At 67.5% G+C, this 15,782-nt stretch carries 13 protein-coding genes; 3 read left to right on the top strand and 10 right to left on the bottom strand.

From position 1 onward, the window contains the following. Window positions 1–25: 25 nt before the first annotated feature. Entirely contained in the window at window positions 26–2,263 is a 2,238-nt protein-coding gene (locus tag ABD05_RS21225) for a TOMM precursor leader peptide-binding protein (RefSeq protein WP_047902068.1), read from the top strand. A 137-nt stretch (window positions 2,264–2,400) separates the two neighbouring features. Here ABD05_RS21225 and ABD05_RS21220 read toward each other — a convergent pair whose 3' ends face one another. The 6 genes from ABD05_RS21220 to ABD05_RS21195 form a co-directional block, all read right to left on the bottom strand. Then, on the bottom strand, window positions 2,401–2,988 hold the full coding sequence (locus tag ABD05_RS21220) for an AidA/PixA family protein (RefSeq protein ID WP_238594179.1): 588 nt from the start codon (window positions 2,986–2,988) through the stop codon (window positions 2,401–2,403). 405 nt (window positions 2,989–3,393) lie between these two features. Next, on the bottom strand, window positions 3,394–4,485 hold the full coding sequence (locus ABD05_RS21215) for a porin (RefSeq protein ID WP_047902066.1): 1,092 nt from the start codon (window positions 4,483–4,485) through the stop codon (window positions 3,394–3,396). Between the two features lie 176 nt (window positions 4,486–4,661). Continuing rightward, on the bottom strand, window positions 4,662–5,384 hold the full coding sequence (locus ABD05_RS21210) for an SDR family NAD(P)-dependent oxidoreductase (protein WP_047902065.1): 723 nt from the start codon (window positions 5,382–5,384) through the stop codon (window positions 4,662–4,664). After that, window positions 5,362–6,483, bottom strand: coding sequence for a 2,3-butanediol dehydrogenase (locus tag ABD05_RS21205; RefSeq protein ID WP_047902064.1), 1,122 nt, complete (start codon window positions 6,481–6,483; stop codon window positions 5,362–5,364). The genes ABD05_RS21210 and ABD05_RS21205 overlap by 23 nt, the downstream gene beginning before the upstream one ends. A gap of 1 nt (window position 6,484) precedes the next feature. After that, window positions 6,485–7,789 carry an MFS transporter gene (locus ABD05_RS21200; protein WP_047902063.1) on the bottom strand — a complete coding sequence of 435 codons (1,305 nt, stop codon included), beginning with the start codon at window positions 7,787–7,789 and terminating at the stop codon, window positions 6,485–6,487. Between the two features lie 18 nt (window positions 7,790–7,807). Next, entirely contained in the window at window positions 7,808–8,341 is a 534-nt protein-coding gene (locus ABD05_RS21195; RefSeq protein ID WP_047902062.1) for a 2,4'-dihydroxyacetophenone dioxygenase family protein, read from the bottom strand. Window positions 8,342–8,525: 184 nt separating this feature from the next. On the opposite strand from ABD05_RS21195, the gene ABD05_RS21190 reads away from it, so the two are divergent. Beyond that, on the top strand, window positions 8,526–9,506 hold the full coding sequence (locus tag ABD05_RS21190) for a helix-turn-helix domain-containing protein (protein WP_047902061.1): 981 nt from the start codon (window positions 8,526–8,528) through the stop codon (window positions 9,504–9,506). Between the two features lie 86 nt (window positions 9,507–9,592). Here ABD05_RS21190 and ABD05_RS21185 read toward each other — a convergent pair whose 3' ends face one another. The 4 genes from ABD05_RS21185 to ABD05_RS21170 form a co-directional block, all read right to left on the bottom strand. Beyond that, the gene (locus ABD05_RS21185; RefSeq protein ID WP_047902060.1) at window positions 9,593–11,158 is read right to left on the bottom strand and encodes a GMC family oxidoreductase; all 1,566 of its coding nucleotides are present in this window, start codon (window positions 11,156–11,158) and stop codon (window positions 9,593–9,595) included. A gap of 153 nt (window positions 11,159–11,311) precedes the next feature. Continuing rightward, on the bottom strand, window positions 11,312–12,280 hold the full coding sequence (locus ABD05_RS21180) for a helix-turn-helix domain-containing protein (protein WP_047902059.1): 969 nt from the start codon (window positions 12,278–12,280) through the stop codon (window positions 11,312–11,314). 473 nt (window positions 12,281–12,753) lie between these two features. Next, complete coding sequence (locus ABD05_RS21175) at window positions 12,754–13,701, bottom strand: aldo/keto reductase (protein ID WP_047903703.1); 948 nt, start codon at window positions 13,699–13,701, stop codon at window positions 12,754–12,756. Between the two features lie 424 nt (window positions 13,702–14,125). Then, complete coding sequence (locus tag ABD05_RS21170; RefSeq protein WP_047902058.1) at window positions 14,126–14,746, bottom strand: LysE/ArgO family amino acid transporter; 621 nt, start codon at window positions 14,744–14,746, stop codon at window positions 14,126–14,128. Between the two features lie 110 nt (window positions 14,747–14,856). Here ABD05_RS21170 and ABD05_RS21165 point away from each other — a divergent pair, with 110 nt between their 5' ends. Beyond that, window positions 14,857–15,750 carry a LysR family transcriptional regulator ArgP gene (locus tag ABD05_RS21165; RefSeq protein ID WP_047902057.1) on the top strand — a complete coding sequence of 298 codons (894 nt, stop codon included), beginning with the start codon at window positions 14,857–14,859 and terminating at the stop codon, window positions 15,748–15,750. The last annotated feature ends 32 nt before the right edge of the window (window positions 15,751–15,782 follow it).

The raw sequence follows: 15,782 nt of genomic DNA, 5'->3' as shown, positions 1-15,782 counted from the left end.
CTTACCCGCTGCACGGAACCAGACGATGCTTGATGATTTTTCGCGCGTGTTGCGCTTCAAACCGCATTTGCTCGTGCTCGATGCGGGCCCCGAGACGCTGTTCGTCGTCGACGAATTCAAACGCGCGATGCTGTCCGGCGCGATCTTCGTGCGGATCGCCGCCTGCTTGCGGGCGCGGATGACGATCGCCGAGATCGTGACATCGCTTGCCGGCACGTTCGGAGAATGGGACGTGCTCGCGCGGCTCGATCACCTGGTGCGCCGCGGGTACGTACGCGCCGACTCGCCGCACGACGACGATGCGGTGCGCGGTTTCTTCGAGCGCGCCGGACTCGACGGCGACGCGGCTTGTGCGCGCGTCGTTCAACTGCGCGTCGCAGTCGAAGCGTTCGGCGCCGACGATGCGGCGCTCAGGCGCGCGCTCGATACGGCCGGCATCGATGTCGTGCCGGACGCCGAATTGACCGTTGCGATCACGGATACGCACGACCGCGACGATCTCGCCGCGTGCGCCGCCCGCGTGGCGGCGCACGGCGGGGCCTTGCTCGTCGTGGCGGCCGGTGGCGTGCAGACGCTGATCGGGCCGTTGCTGGCCGGCGGCGGCGCGCTGGCCGACGCGCCGTGCATCGAATGCGTGCGCTACTGGATTCGCATCAACCGGCCTGTCGAGGCGCTGCTTGCGCGCCATCACGGCAGCGACGCGACGCGTCTGCCGCCGGCCGCCTCGCGCGCCGGGGCAGCAGCAGCGGCGGCACTCGTGGTGGCGACGGTCGAGCAGATCGCGGTCAACCGCACGGCATCGGAACGGTCGCAAACGCATATCGTGGCGCAGCGCATCGACACGCTGGCCGCCGAGCGGCACCGTGTGCTGAAGCGTCCGCAATGCCCGTGCTGCGGCAATCCCGCGTGGATGCGCGAGCAGGCGGCGCGGGCGCCGCGTCTCGCCGATCATGCGCCGTTGGCGCGCGCCGACGGCGGCTACCGTACCGCCGATCCGCAACAGGTGTTCGAGCGTTATGCCCATCTGATATCGCCGGTCAGCGGCGCGATCGCGTATCTGCACCCGATGCCGAAGCGACACGCGGGCCTGCGCAAGGTCTATGCGTCGGGTTTTCTCGTGTGCCCGGCCGCGATACCGGCCAGCAACCGGTTCGACAGGATCTGCTCAGGCAAAGGCCGCACCGACGATCAAGCGCGTGTGAGCGCGCTATGCGAGGCGCTCGAACGATACAGCAGCGTGTATCAAGGCGACGAGGCGACGCTGACCGGAAGCATCGAAAGCCTGCTCGCCGATCCGGCATGCGATGCCGTACCGATTCACGTGAACGATCTTCAGCAGTTCAGCGAACGGCAATTCGACGCACGCGATGCGATCAACGCATTGACCCGCGATGTTCGAAAGCAGGTGCCGCCGCGTTTCACGGCGCGCGACGTCATCGACTGGACGCCGGCCTGGTCGCTCGTGACCGGCAGGCGCCACCTCGTACCGCTCAGCTACTGCTATGCGGAAACGCCAGACAGTGCACAGGCGCGCGCCGCATGCGTTCACAATCCCAACGGCTGCGCGGCGGGATCGAGCGTCGACGAGGCGATTCTGCAGGGCATGCTCGAATTGATCGAGCGCGATGCGGTCGCGATCTGGTGGTACAACCGGATCCCGCGCCCCGGCATCGATCTCGCGAGTTTCGACGATCCGTATTTCGATGCGCTCGTGCGCGAATACGCGACGTTCGGGTGGCGTTTGTGGGCGCTCGACATCACCACCGATCTCGGCGTGCCGACCGTGGCCGCGCTGGCGGAAAATCCGCAGGACGGGCGTTTCTCGATCGGCTTCGGCTGCCATCCGGACGGCCGAATCGCGGTGCAGCGTGCGCTGACCGAAGTCAACCAGTTGCTCGATGTCGCAGCGGAGGCGCCGCACCCGTGGGATCGCGACAAGCTTTCGGCAACCGGATTCCTGTATCCGGCGAACGGCGTGCGTTGCACGATGCGCGCGACGTGGCAGCCGATCGACGCTGCGTCGTTGCCGGCGGCGCTCGCGCATTGCGTCGCGCGCATCGCGGCAGCCGGCATGGACGTGCTCGTCGTCGACAAGACGCGGCCCGACATCGGCTTGTCCGTGGTGCAGGTCATCGCGCCGGGGCTGTGCCATTTCTGGCCGCGTTTTGGCGCGCGACGGCTTTATTCGGTTCCGGTGGAATTGGGATGGCGCGCGCAGCCGTGCGGCGAACCGGAACTGAATCCGGCGCTGCTGTTTCTGTGACTTGACCGATTGTCCTTGCATGGCGGCGGGATGGATTCGCCAGCGGCAAGCGGCGGGCGGGCCGAATTTGCCCGCCCGGTGCTGCCGGGCGCCTCGCGCCGATCAGGTCGCGGTCTTGTCGAGGCGCCGCTTCGAGATCACCGGCTGCTGATGGAGATGAAAGCATTCCAGGTGACGTAGCCCTTCAGTTGCGCGTGCCGGTCGTAAACGGCGGCGACGAACGCATAGGTCTCCTGGCCGGGACAGAGCACGGTGGCTTGCGCCCAGTAGTCCGCGCGCTGCTCTGTTTTCACACCGTTGCTGTCGGGCCAGCCCTGTTCCGGGTAAGGCTCGTAGACGTTCTCGGTGTGGTACGTAACCTCGCCCAGAAGGTTGCGGCCGGTCGCTTTGAAGCGATACAGGAAGCACTTGTAGTTTTCCTTGTCCGTCAGCGACACGGTGCGCCAGTAAATCTCGTCCTCGACGTTGGCCTTGATCCGCATGTTGTTGCCGGCCTCGCCCTGGTTGATACCCTGCAGCGGGCCCTGGCTGTAGCCATACGCCGCATCCGCGAGAGGGGTGATCATGTAGACGGAATCGGGGATGTTCGCGAGCGAGGTCGCCTGATTCGGATCCGTGCCGAGCGCGTTGTTGTTCTTTTTCAGGATCTCCTCGACATCGAACGCAATCAGGACGTCGATGAATTTGACGCTATCCAAGCTATGAGACATGGCAGTTCCTTTCACGTTTTATCGTTGAAGAACACGCTGCTGAGTGATGACGCCCGTGGCGCCGGCATCTCTCCCATCCTGCGAAGCAGCGCCTGCGGAGAAATCGGGCGCGCGGAAGAGTATCGACAGCGTACGAAGGATTGATCCGCGAGTCGATTACACGTGGTTACAGTGCGCGCGCTTGTTTGGTCGGCGCTTCGGCGTCGCGCCGTCGCCGTGTCATGACATGGCCATGCATGACCTGGACCGAACGGATTCGTTGCGTTAGCCGCGGTTGCCCGAACGCTTTTCGATCCGATACGCGGGCGGGCGACCGGTACGCGTGCGACGACGAAGGCGGCAGGCCGTGCCGGCGCCGCGCCTTCGTCGTCAGGCGATCCGGTCGCGGGATCGCCGACAGGAATCACCGGGGGCTGGAACCTAGAACCGCGTGCTGAACCCGATCCGCGCGATCGACTGCAGCGCGCCGCTCGACGCGCCGTTGGCATCCATCACGCCGTTGACCTGCGCGTTGCTGCCATGGTTCGCGCGCTGATGCACGCCCGCCACATACACCATCGTGCGCTTCGACAGCCAGTACTGAACGGTGGCCAGGATCTGATGCGCATGTGCGTTGTCGAGCGTGTCGTTGCCCTTCATGTACGTGTACGACGCGCCGACCACCCACGCAGGCGACGGATGCCACGCCGCGCCGGCTTCCGCCGACCACACGCCCGCGCCGTTCTGCGCGTTGCGCACGGTCGTGAAGAGCGCCTTCCCCGTGACCGCGCCGAGCGTGTAGTGCACGCCCGCGCCCCAGTTGCGCACGCTGGTCGGCGGCAGTCCCGCCGACGCGCCGTATTTCTGGTTCGTATAGGCCGCGCCCGCGCCGAACGGGCCGTTGTCGTAGCTCGCGCCGACGCTGGCCGTGTTGTTCGCGCCGACCGACCCCGCAACGTTGCCGAAACCGTACAGCGCGCCGAAGGTCAGGCCCGACAGCGACGGGCTCGTGTACTTGACGGAGTTCGCGACGCGATTGCTGCCCGCAACGCGATCCCAGTCGAACGCACCGGTCGGGTTGTTCGGCAGCGCGAGCTTGTCGAACGGCCCGTTGCGGAAACCGTACAGGCCGACGAGATCCTGCGCGATCTCGTTGCCGCTCGCGGCCAGCGAGTCGACCATGAACTCGTACTGGTTGCCGAGCGTGAGCTTGCCGTAGCGGTCGTTTTCCAGCCCGACGTAGGCCTGCCGCGCGAATAACCCGCCGCCGATGATCGAACCGTTGCCGAGCGAATACTGGTTCACGAGCCGGAAGATTGCGCGCGTGCCCGCGCCGAGATCCTCCTTGCCTTCGAATCCGAGCAGGTTCGGAAAGAAGATGTTGTCGTCGAATTTCGCGTTTCCGTGGCCGCCTTCGTTGCTGACGTAGCTGATGCCGGTGTCCATCAGCCCGAACATCGTCACGCTGCTTTGCGCGAACGCCGCCGCCGGGATCGCGCAGGCCGCGAGTGCCAGAAGGGTCTTTTTCGTCATCTCCAATGTGCTCCTCACATGTTTCCGATCGGGTCGGATATTTTTGATTGGACTACTGATTGATATGAATAAACCTGAGCCGTAACGATCCCGATTCAGGCGCAACCGAAGGGGAATGGTTTGCGCACCGCGCATCGGGAGCGACTGCCTGCCGCCGACACGCCGTGCGCCGGGCGCTAGACCGTCGAATACCCGCCGTCCACCGGCACGATCGCGCCGGTCACGAACGACGCGCCGGGCGAGCACAGGAACAGGATCACGTTCGCGACCTCGTCGGCGGTGCCCCAGCGCCCGAGCGGGGTGCGATCGAGGATCTGCCGCGACGCGTGCGCGTCGGCCATCAGCCCGCTGCTGAGCGGCGTGTCGATCCAGCCGGGCGCGACCGCGTTCACGCGGATGCCGCGCTCGGCCCACGCCTGCGCGAGCGAACGCGTGAGCTGCGCGATACCGCCCTTGCTCGCGCTGTACGCGGGCCGGTCCTTGCTGCCGAAGTACGTGTACATCGACGCGACGTTGACGATACTGCCGCCGTGGGCCGACAGCGCCGGCAACGCGGCGTCGGACGCGCGCATCACCGACGTCAGGTTCACGTTCAGCACGAGCTCGAACTGGTCCATCCGGTATTCGTCCGCGTGCCGGCTGATGCCGACGCCGTTGACGAGCACGTCGAGCCGCGGCAACGCGGCGATCGTGCGCGTCAGCGCGTCGCTGTCGGTCACGTTCAGCTCCATGCACCGGACGCGCGGATGCACCGGCGCATGCGGGCCGGCGACGTCGAGCCCGAGCGCGACGACCGACGCGCCCGCTTCCGCGAAGCGCCAGGCGGTGCTCGCGCCGATGCCCGACGTGCCGCCCGTCACGACGACGGTCTTGCCTTCAAACGCCCACGAACGACTCATGCTCGACGCTCCCGACAATGTGTGCGCGGCGGGCGGACCGCTGCGCGGGGGAAACCAGGATCTTGATCTGCGTACGATCGGCGAGCAGCGCGTCGAAGCCGTCGACGACGGCATCTTCGAGCGACACGGTGCGCGTGACGATCGACGTGAGGTCGAGCGCGCCCGACGCGACGATGCGCAGCAGGTCTTCGTACGCATGCCGATAGCCGACGCTCGCCGTGAAGGTCAGTTCGTCGTTGACTGCGCGAAACGCATCGAAGCCCGCTTGCGGCATCAGGCCGACCATCACCACGCGGCCGCCCTTGCGCAGCGCCTGCATCGCCGCTTCGAACGTGGCGGGCAAACCGGCCGCCTCGAAGCTCGCATCGACGCCGAGCCCGCCCGACGCCTCGCGGATCGCATCGCGCAGTACGGACGCGTCGAGCGTGCGCGCGTTGAACGTGTGCGTCGCGCCGAAGCGCGCGGCGGCCGCGAGGCGCTCGGGCGACATGTCGACCGCCACGATGGTGGTCGCGCCCTGCAGCTTCGCGAGCTGGATCAGCAACAGGCCGATCGGCCCTAGCCCGAATACCGCGCAGGTGTCGCCGAGCCGGAGTTCGGCGCGGCGCAACGCATGCAGCGCGACGGCGGCGGGCTCCATCACGGCGGCCTGTTCGAGACTGACGCCGTCGGGCAGCCGATACAGCATGTAGGCTGGCACGACCGCGAAGTCGGCCATCCCGCCGTCGCCCATCAGCCCGGCGAAGCCCATCGACACGCACAGGTTGTACGACCCCGAGCGGCAGTACGCGCATTGGCGGCAGCGATATTCGGGCTCGACGGCGACGCAGTCGCCCGGGTTCAGCGACGTCACGCCTGCGCCGACTTCGACGACGGTGCCGCAGAACTCGTGGCCGAGCGTCAGCGGCGCGGTGCGGCCGGACAGCGGATGCGGCGTGTCGACCGGAATCGCGTGCGGGCCGTCCGCGTATTCGTGCAGGTCGCTGCCGCAGATGCCGCAATACGCGACCGCGATGCGCACCTCGCCCGGGCCGACGCGCGGCGTGTCGATTTCCACGAGACGGACGTCGCGCGGGCCATGCCATTGAAGTGCGCGCATGTCAGCGTCCTCCGAGGTTCTGCGTATCGAGACGGTTCGCGGCGGCGCCGGCGAGCGCGCGCTTGCGCAGCACGGCGGGCGCGGTTTCGACGAGACCGAACGACAGCACGCACGCGAGGATCGCGCCGGTTGCCGACGTCCACATCGCGAACTGCAGGCCGTACTTGTCCGCCGCGAAGCCGGCGACGGTCGGCGCGACGAAGCCGCCGATCAGCTCGCCGGCGCCCATGATCAGCCCGAGCGCGCTGGCGATCGAGCGGGGCGGCACCGTTTCGGCCGGGATCGTCGCCATGAACAGCGTGAAGCAGCCGAGGCCCGTGTAGGTCGCGAGCACGAGCGCGCAGAGCGCCCCCAGCGAATTCGCGTGAATCATCGCAACGGGGCACGCGGCGGCGATCAGTGCGAATACGATCATCGTCGGCTTGCGGCCGATCCGGTCGGAGATCGCGGGCACCGCGAAGCCCCAGAACACCCACGCAGCGCCGAGGCAGGTCATCACGACGCCCATGTCGGCGGGCGACAGGTGGCGACTGTCGACGAGGAACACCGGCGCGAACGAGATGATCACGATGAACCACGTGAGGAAGAAGCAGCTGATCAGCACGCACAGCAGGATGTTGCGTTCCTTCAGCAGCGCCCAGCGGCTGATCGCCGCGCTGCCCGCCGCCGGCGTGCCGACGGTGTCGGCCTGCGCATGCCGTGCGCCGCCGGGCGGCATTTCGCGGACCCAGCGCCAGATGCAGAACGCGATCAGGAAGCCGGGAATGCACGATACGAAGAACGCGTGGCGCCAGCCGTACGCGGTCGCGATCCCGATCACGACCGGCGGGCCGATCATCGCGCCGAGCAGGCCGGCGGCCGAGCCCTGCAGCAGGCCCATGTTCAGCCCGCGGCGGCTCGGCGTCGAACTCTCGACCATCAGCGACTGCGACAGCGGCAGCACGGGGCCTTCGGCGATGCCCATCAGCGCGCGGAACGCGATCAGGCTCGCGAAGCCGCCGACCAGCCCCGACAGCGCCGAGCACACGGAAAAGCCGAGCACCGCGGCGATCAGCAGCGGCTTGCGCGTGCCGCGCGCGTCGGACCACGCGCCGGTCGCGGCGCCCGACAGCGCCCACGTGAGCGCGAGCGCGGACGACACCATGCCGAGCTGCGCATTCGTCAGGTGCAGTTCGGCAGACATGAACGGGAACAGGAACGACAGCGCGAGGCGGTCGAAGAACACGAAGCCGAACGTCATGAACAGGATCAGCAGCAGCCTGTTCTCGTACGTCCATGCAAGCTTGCGGGAAGGGTGGGATGTCATGGCGGGCCTCGTCGCGCGTCAGCGGAACAGCTTCTCGATCGCCTGCGCGCCGAGGCCGACCTTCTCGTAATGCGCCTTGCACATCGCGATGTACGAATGCACGTCGAAATAGCCGTCGGGGTTGCCTTCTTCGTCGAGCCAGATCAGCGGCCCCTTGACGATGAAGAACGCGCGCATCGGCTCGGGGTGATCGAACGCGACGAGCGTGTGGCCTTCGCCCGGCGTCTCGTACACGAAATCGCCTTTCGTCGCGGTCCATTCGTGTTCCAGGTAGCCCCATTTGCCGGACAGGGTGTAAGCGAACACCTCGTGCGGGTGATAGTGCCGGTTCACGAGCCCCGCTTCCTTCGCCATCAGGATGTCGCACCATTTGTTCTGCGACGGCGAGATCCACAGCGGCCGCGACGAAACCGTTTCGGTGAACGGAACGTAATAGCGCTCGTCGTCGGTGGCCGCGTTCGCGATGTAGGCTTCCGGCAGCGCATCGGGCTTGAACGGATTGGCAATCGGCGGGATGTTTTGCCAGAATTCGGCTACGGCTTGGTCGACCACGGTTTGTCTCCTTGTGTTTGGGTGTCGTGGGCTCGACTTTAGCCAGCCGGTGCGCGCCGCTCTTGACTGGGCTGGACGAATTGCTTGATCGGGCCGGACATCGCACCGCACGACGTTTAAACGATCCATCCCCCAATTCCGCAATGCATGTCGCTCCGTATGACGGGCGCCAGCAGGAGGCGACGTGACGAATTCGACCGTTTTTTCACGCACGCGAGGCTCGACGGCCGACGTGCCGGCGCGCGACCGGATGGCGTACTGGGATGCGTTCAACGCGGCGACGCTGGTCGGCCTGCGTTGTTCGTCGCTGTCGCCGGCCGGGCTCGAAGTCGAGAAGACCGACATCGCGCTGCCGGGCCTCGGCGTCGCCGACATCAGCGGCCAGGATCACGTGATCGAGCGCAGCCCCGCTTTGGTGCGGCAGTTGCCGAAGGAATCGCTGTTCGCGTGCCAGATCCTGAGCGGGCGCGCGTATTTCATCCAGCGCGACCGGTGCCTGCTCGCGGAAGCCGGCGATGTCGTCGTCTACGACACGCGCGTGCCTTATCTGTTCGGATTCCTGACGCCGATGCGGCAACTGCTGATCGATATCCCGATCACGACGTTCGACGACCGGCTCGATGCGGAACTGGCCGCGCTGCCGTTGCGGATCGCGCCGAAGCCGGGCGCGGGTGCGATGCTCGGCGCGACGCTGCGCGCGAGCGTCGAGCGGTTCATGAGGGATCCGGTCGAGCGCGATGCCGCGCGATTCGCCGAGCACACGCGCACGCTGATCGCGGAACTCATCGACGCGGAAGTGAACGGCGCGGGCGCATCGCGCGCGTCACTGTCGTACCTGCTGACCGCGAAGCAGTACATCGCGACGCATCTCGGCGAGCCGGAGCTCGGGCCGCAGGCGGTGGCCGACGCGGTGGGCCTGTCGCTGCGTCATCTCGGCCGGCTTTTTGCGGCCGAAGGCGAGTCGATCACGCAGCACATCTGGTCGGAACGGTTGTCGCATGCGTATCGCGAGCTGACGGATGCGCGGCTGCGCAAGACGAGCGTCGGCGAGATCGCGTTTCGCTGGGGGTTCTCGAGCCAGGCACACTTCAGCCGCGCGATTCGCGAGCGCTACGGCGCATCGCCGATGGCGCTGCGCGACGCGGCGCGCGCGGCTGAGTGCTGACGTCGGCAGGTTGCGGTTGCGGCGGCGCGTGCGTCACGCGCCGTTTTAGTTTGCAGTGCAGTGCGGTTCGGCGCACACGCGCCGCGTCAGTCCGCCAGCATGAATTCGGCGCAACGCTCCGCGATCATGATCGTCGGCGCGTTCGTGTTGCCGGACACGATGCGCGGCATCACCGACGCATCGCAGATCCGCAATCCGTCGACGCCCTGCACCGCGAGGCGCGGCGTGACGACTGCGTTCCCGTCGTTGCCCATGCGGCAGGTGCCGGCCGGGTGGTAGACGGTTTTCGCGCGGCGCCGCACGTAGTCGGCGAGTGCCGCCTCGGTCAGCGTCTCGGCTTCGCGAACGATGCGCGCGAGCGACGGCGCCCGGATGATCCGCCGGGCGAGCGCGACGCCGCGCACGAGGCCGTCGACGTCGGCCGGGTCGGACAGCGCGCCGCTGTCGAACCGGATCGGCGCGGCCGGATCGTTGCCGCGCAGTTGCACGGAGCCGCGCGAGCGCGGCCTGAGCAGGCACGGGTTGATCGACAGGCCGTGGCCGGGCAGCGGCTCGCGATCGACGTCGCCGACGAGCGTCGGCAGCACGTGGAACTGGATATCCGGCCGGCCGCTGCCCGTCGTATCGACGAACGCGCCGGATTCGACGACGTTCGATGTCAGCAGGCCCGTGCGGCACAGCATCCACTGCAGCCCGTGCCGCAGCGCCTTCAGCCCGCGATCCTCGCCGAGCAGGCTGACCGGCGCGTGGCTATGGCCGTAGATCGATACTTCGAGGTGATCCTGGTAGTTCGCGCCGACGTCGGGGCTGTCGTGCAGCACGTCGATGCCGTGCGCGTGCAGGTGCGCGCCGGGTCCGATGCCCGACAGCATCAGCAGTTTCGGCGTGCTCAGCGCGCCGGCCGCGAGCACGACGTCGGCGCGCGCGGCGGCCGAGCCCGTCGCGCCGCTTTCGGTTCGCCATTCGACGCCGGTCGCGCGCCGGCCGTCGAACCGGATGCGCGTCACGCGGCAGCCGGTCAGCACGCGCAGGTTCGGGTGGCCGATCGCATCGGCGAGATAGGTGGCCGCGGTGCTGCCGCGCTGTCCGTCGAAGATCGTCGTGTGATAGAAGCCGACGCCGTGCTGCGCGGCGCCGTTGAAGTCGTCGTTGTACGCGATGCCGGCTTCCTGCGCGGCCTTCACGAACGCGAGGCTCAACGGATGACGGAAGCGCGTGTCGCCGACCTTCAACGGCCCGGCGGTACCGTGGAACGGCTCGGAGAGCCGCAGGTGCGATTCGGCGCGCTTGAACACGGGCAGCACGTCGTCCCAGCCCCAGCCCGTGCAGCCGAGCGCGGCCCAGTCGTCGTAGTCGTCGCGCGTGCCGCGCACGTACAGCATCGCATTGACCGAACTGCCGCCGCCGAGCGTGCGGCCCTGCGGCACGTAGGTCTTGCGTCCCGCCGCGCCGGGCTGCGGTTCGCTTTCGAACGTGACCGTGCGCCGCGTGCCGAGCACGCGGATGAACGTCGCCGGAATCCGGATGAACAGGCTGTCGTCCTTCGGGCCGTCCTCGAGCAGCAGCACGCGCCTGCCGGCCTTCACCAGCCGATGCGCGACCGTGCAGCCGGCCGAACCGCCGCCGACGACGATATGGTCGTACGTCTCCATCCCGCTTCTTCTCCTTGCTGTCGGGCGGCGAAACGTGTGCCGCCGCGGAAGAAGCCAGCTTAGCGACCGCTATGCGGCCCGATTTGACCGGGATGGACGCCGTGCTTGCCTCGCACGGACACCGCGGCGGGTGGCGGGTTCTGCGGCGTCAGGTTATCGCGCGTCGGCCGGCGCGCGCGCGTCGCTCGGCGTCTCGCCGAAGCGTGCGCGATAGCTGCGGCTGAAGTGCGCGCTGTTGTTGAAGCCCCAGCGGAACGCGATTTCGCTGACCGTCAGGTGCTTCAGCGACCGGTCGCGCAGGTCGGCGCGGCAGCGTTCGAGCCGCCGCGCGAGGATGTAGCGCGTGAGCGGCATCCCTTCGATCTCGAACACGCGCGCGAGCTGGCGCGGCGACAGGTTGATCGCGCGGCTCACCGACTGGCTGTCGAGATCGTCGTCGGCGAGATGGCTGTCGATGAACGCCTTCGCGCGCGACAGCGTGTGAACGGTCGACTTCGTCGGCGACGCATCGCCGTCGCGCAGCCGCAGCATCGACTGCACGAGCTCGAGTATCGCGGCGGCGCGTCGTTCGCGTGCGTCCGGCGCCGGTTCCTGAGGCGCGGCGAGCAGCGCGTACGCCTGTCGCACGGCCCACGACGTCACGCCGTCGTCGCGATCGATCTTGACGAGGCTGCGGTAGCGCCACGGCCCGACGCGCGCTTCGAACACGTCGCGCGGCACGTCGAGCACGGTCATCGCCATGTCGGCGGGAAAGCCGTGGCCGTACGGCACCGATGTGTCGTAGAGGACGATATCGCCCGGCGCGTGCTGCATGCAGTCGACGTCCTGGAACGTATAACCTTGCCCTTCGTGCATCAGGCAGATGAACACGGCGTCGCGCTGGTCGGCGTGGATGTTGTGCGGCGTGCGCACGACCGCGTGCCGGTTCGCGACGATGTCACATGCGCTGAACAGCCCGAGATCGCGCTTGCGCAGCGACGCGTCGATGCCTTCGGACGATTTTCCGCTGCATTCGATCCGCACGAGCGTGCGGGCGACATGGTCGACCCAGAAGTCGACGCGCTCGGCGCCGCGTACGGCGCGCGTCGAGATCGTGACGATCTCCGTGCTGGTGTCCGGCATGACGTTCTCCCAATGACCGCCCGAGCGGCGCAGTCTCGGGCACGTCGAATGCCGCGGTCAATCCGTGAAAGACCGGGGCCGGTGCGCGACGCGCTTGCAGCGGGGCGTTGCGGCCGGATGCGCGAACGATGTCCGGTTGAGTCAACGGAAGTGGCCGTGTGGGTCAAAACGCGAGTGCGATTTTCGGCTAGGTGGCGCACGTATCGCGACGTGTTGCCGGCAGGCGCCGCCGGCTTACTTCGACGAAGACGACGGTAGCCCGAGCGAAACGTCTTCGTCGTATCCCATCTTGTTGCCGCGGAATTCGACGCTCACGTGGCCCGCCCGCTGCGCGTCGGTGACGTTCGCGTAGATTCCCGATTTTTCCCGCATCCGCATCCGCGACTGCGGCGATAGCGGGGCGCACTTGATGCAGGCCGATCGCGGAGCCGAGAGACTGCGCGACTCCGCCCGCCGGCCTGCCGCCGACGACTTCAGGTCGCGCTGGCCTCGTCGATCTGGCGAATGTCGTCATGATCGAGCCGGACGCGGATCGCTTCGCCGAGCAATTCGAGTTGCGCGAGCGACGTCGCGCTCGCGATCGGCGCGGTGATCGACGGCCGCGCGATCTGCCACGCGAGCGCAATCGCGGCCGGCTGCGTGCCGTGCTTGGCCGACACGGCGTCGAGTGCCGCGAGTATGCGCAGGCCGCGTTCGTCGAGATAGCCGGCGACGCGATCGCCGCGCACGCTCTTCTTCAGGTCGGCCTCGCTGCGGTACTTGCCCGACAGGAAGCCGCTCGCGAGCGCGTAATAGTTGACGACGCCGAGCTTCAGGTCGCGCACGACCGGCTCGAGATCGCGTTCGTATTCCGCGCGGTCGATCAGGTTGTATTCAGGCTGGATGACCTGGTATGCGGGCAGGCCGTCGCGCTTGCTGATGTCGGCGGCTTCGCGCAGGCGTGCGCCGCTGTAGTTCGATGCGCCGATGATGCGCACCTTGCCCGCATCGATCAGCGTCTGGTACGCGCCGAGCGTTTCCTCGAGCGGGGCCGTATCGGCGAGGTCGCGGTGCGAGAAATACAGGTCGATGTAATCGGTCTGCAGGCGGCGCAGCGAATCGTCGGCGGCCTTCAGGATGTTGTCCTTCGTCAGGCCCGCGCGTGCCGAGAGCAGGCCGACCTTGGTCGCGATCACGACCTGTTCGCGCTTGCCGGAACGCTTGAGCCACTTGCCGATGATCGTTTCCGATTCGCCGCCGCTGTTGCCGGGCGCCCAGGCCGAATAGACGTCGGCCGTGTCGATGAAGTTGATGCCGGTGTCGGCGAGCGCGTCGAGCAGCGCAAACGATGCGTTCTCGTCGACGGTCCAGCCGAAGACGTTGCCGCCGAAGGCGAGCGGCGAAACCTGGATGCTGGACGTGCCGAGGGTGCGTAGTGCCATGTTCTGCTCCGATATCGGTGGGGTGACGGGATTGAACTGCGCGATTGGCCAGGTCGAGCGCGACGAGACGACGGGGTGCGCGGTGCGGTTCCGCCGTTGTCGCAGGACACCGGACATTCTCGCCGATCGGTTCGATTCGTGCAGGCGGCGCTCCGCCGTGATGATGGACGGCTTGCGACAGATGACGGATGCATCGTCCGTCAAGTGGGCGGTCCGTACGGCTGCGTTGGATCTGGAACTGAATTTCGCGGCAGCGATGCGCTGCGGGAAGCGGGATACCGTGTTGGCGGAAGCGGAAGCGGAAGCGGAAGCGGAAGCGGAAGCGGAAGCGGGAGTGAGGGCTGAAGGGTGGGATGCCTCGACGTTGCTTCGGAGCGGATCGGCAGACGGGCGGCACGCAGCCGCCCGTGCGTCGCCGAGTCGGTCAGCGCAACTGCACCGCCGCGAGAAACAGCACCATGCTGCCGATCGCGCCATCCAGCACGCGCCACGCGACGGCCTTGCGGAACCACGGCGCGAGCAATCGCGCACCGTAGCCGAGCCCGAGGAACCACACGAAGCTGACCGTCATCGCGCCGATCGCGAACGCGAGCCGCGCGCCTTCCGGCTCGCGCGCGCCGGCCGTGCCGATCAGCAGGAACGTGTCGAGATACACGTGCGGGTTGAGCCAGGTGAACGCGAGCGTCATCAGCACGATCGCGAGCCCGCTCTGCGGCGGCGGCGCGACCGCGTCGCCGCGCACGTCGAGCGTTGCGTGGCCCGGCTTGAACGCGCGGCGCAGCGCGTTGATGCCGAACCATGCGAGATACGCGAGGCCGACGTACAGCACCGCATGGACGAAGGTCGGATAACGCTCGACGAGCACCGATGCGCCGCCGACGCCCGCGCCGATCAGGATCATGTCGGACAGCGCGCACAGCAGCACGATCTTGCCGACATGCGAGCGCATGATGCCTTGCCGGAGCACGAACGCGTTCTGCGCGCCGATGGTGACGATGAGCGACGCGCACAGTGCGGCGCCGTGGGAAAAAGCGAGCCAGTTCATGATGGGTGAAAGCAGTAGACGCAGTAGACGGATGAATCGGGTAGCGCTAGTCTGCGGTCAGCATGAAAATAAGAGAAGCTAATTCACCTAATGCGGATTAAGGAAATCTAATGCTCGACTACGCCCTGCTCGATGCGCTCTCGGCCGTGATCCGGTACGGCTCGTTCGAGCGCGCGGCCAAGGAGCTGAACGTCACGCCGTCGGCCGTGTCGCAGCGCGTGAAACTGCTCGAGGAGCGCGTCGGCAGCGTGCTCGTCAAGCGCGGGCAGCCGTGCGTCGCGACGACGTCGGGCGCGCTGCTGTGCCGGCATACCGAGCGCGTGCAACTGCTCGAGGCCGAACTGGGCGGCCGGATGCCGGCGCTACCGGGCCAGATCGCGGGCGCATGGCCGATGTTGCGCGTGGCCGTCAACGACGACAGCGTCGCGACGTGGTTCATCGATGCGGTGGGGCCGTTCTGCACGGAGCGCGAAACGTTGCTCGACCTCGTGATCGACGACCAGGACTACACGGCGGCGCGCATCCGCGACGGCAGCGTGCAGGGCGCCGTGACCGCGCAGGCCGAGCCGATCCAGGGATGCCGGTCTGAGCGGCTCGGGCGTATCCGCTATCGCGCGGTGTGCTCGCCGGCGTTTTACGAACGCTATTTCGCCGCGGGCATTACACGCGATGCGCTGCGTCGCGCGCCGTGCGTGATGTTCAATCCGAAGGACGGGCTGCAGGCGCGTTTCATCCGGCGCGTGACGCGCGCGGATCTCGATCCGCCGCAGCACTGGATACCGCACGTCGCGGGTTATCTGCGCGCATGCGAAACGGGATTGGGATGGGGGATGTGCCCGGACCGGATGGTCGACCGCCAGCTGGCGGCGGGCGAACTGGTGGACATGTCGCGCGGGCGTACCGTCGACATCGATCTGTACTGGCAGAGCTGGCGCCTGTCGATCGGCTGGCTCGACGATTTCAGCGCGGCGCTGAAGGCGCGCGCCGCGCTGTTTCTCGATTGATCGGTAACGTCATGCGGGCGGCGCGCGAGATT

It is taken from the genome of Burkholderia pyrrocinia, from assembly GCF_001028665.1.
Lineage (GTDB): Bacteria > Pseudomonadota > Gammaproteobacteria > Burkholderiales > Burkholderiaceae > Burkholderia > Burkholderia pyrrocinia.
The sequence above is the reverse complement of the archived record's forward strand: the minus strand, read 5'-3'. Positions and strand labels throughout refer to the sequence as shown.

Bases quoted from the DNA above. Each gene is read 5' to 3' on its own strand.
- ABD05_RS21170 (WP_047902058.1), bottom strand. From the start codon at position 14,746: ATGAACTGGCTCGCTTTTTCCCACGGCGCCGCACTGTGCGCGTCGCTC.
- ABD05_RS21165 (WP_047902057.1), top strand. From the start codon at position 14,857: ATGCTCGACTACGCCCTGCTCGATGCGCTCTCGGCCGTGATCCGGTAC.
- ABD05_RS21200 (WP_047902063.1), bottom strand. From the start codon at position 7,789: ATGACATCCCACCCTTCCCGCAAGCTTGCATGGACGTACGAGAACAGG.
- ABD05_RS21185 (WP_047902060.1), bottom strand. From the start codon at position 11,158: ATGGAGACGTACGACCATATCGTCGTCGGCGGCGGTTCGGCCGGCTGC.
- ABD05_RS21180 (WP_047902059.1), bottom strand. From the start codon at position 12,280: ATGCCGGACACCAGCACGGAGATCGTCACGATCTCGACGCGCGCCGTA.
- ABD05_RS21225 (WP_047902068.1), top strand. From the start codon at position 26: ATGCTTGATGATTTTTCGCGCGTGTTGCGCTTCAAACCGCATTTGCTC.
- ABD05_RS21205 (WP_047902064.1), bottom strand. From the start codon at position 6,483: ATGCGCGCACTTCAATGGCATGGCCCGCGCGACGTCCGTCTCGTGGAA.
- ABD05_RS21175 (WP_047903703.1), bottom strand. From the start codon at position 13,701: ATGGCACTACGCACCCTCGGCACGTCCAGCATCCAGGTTTCGCCGCTC.
- ABD05_RS21215 (WP_047902066.1), bottom strand. From the start codon at position 4,485: ATGACGAAAAAGACCCTTCTGGCACTCGCGGCCTGCGCGATCCCGGCG.
- ABD05_RS21210 (WP_047902065.1), bottom strand. From the start codon at position 5,384: ATGAGTCGTTCGTGGGCGTTTGAAGGCAAGACCGTCGTCGTGACGGGC.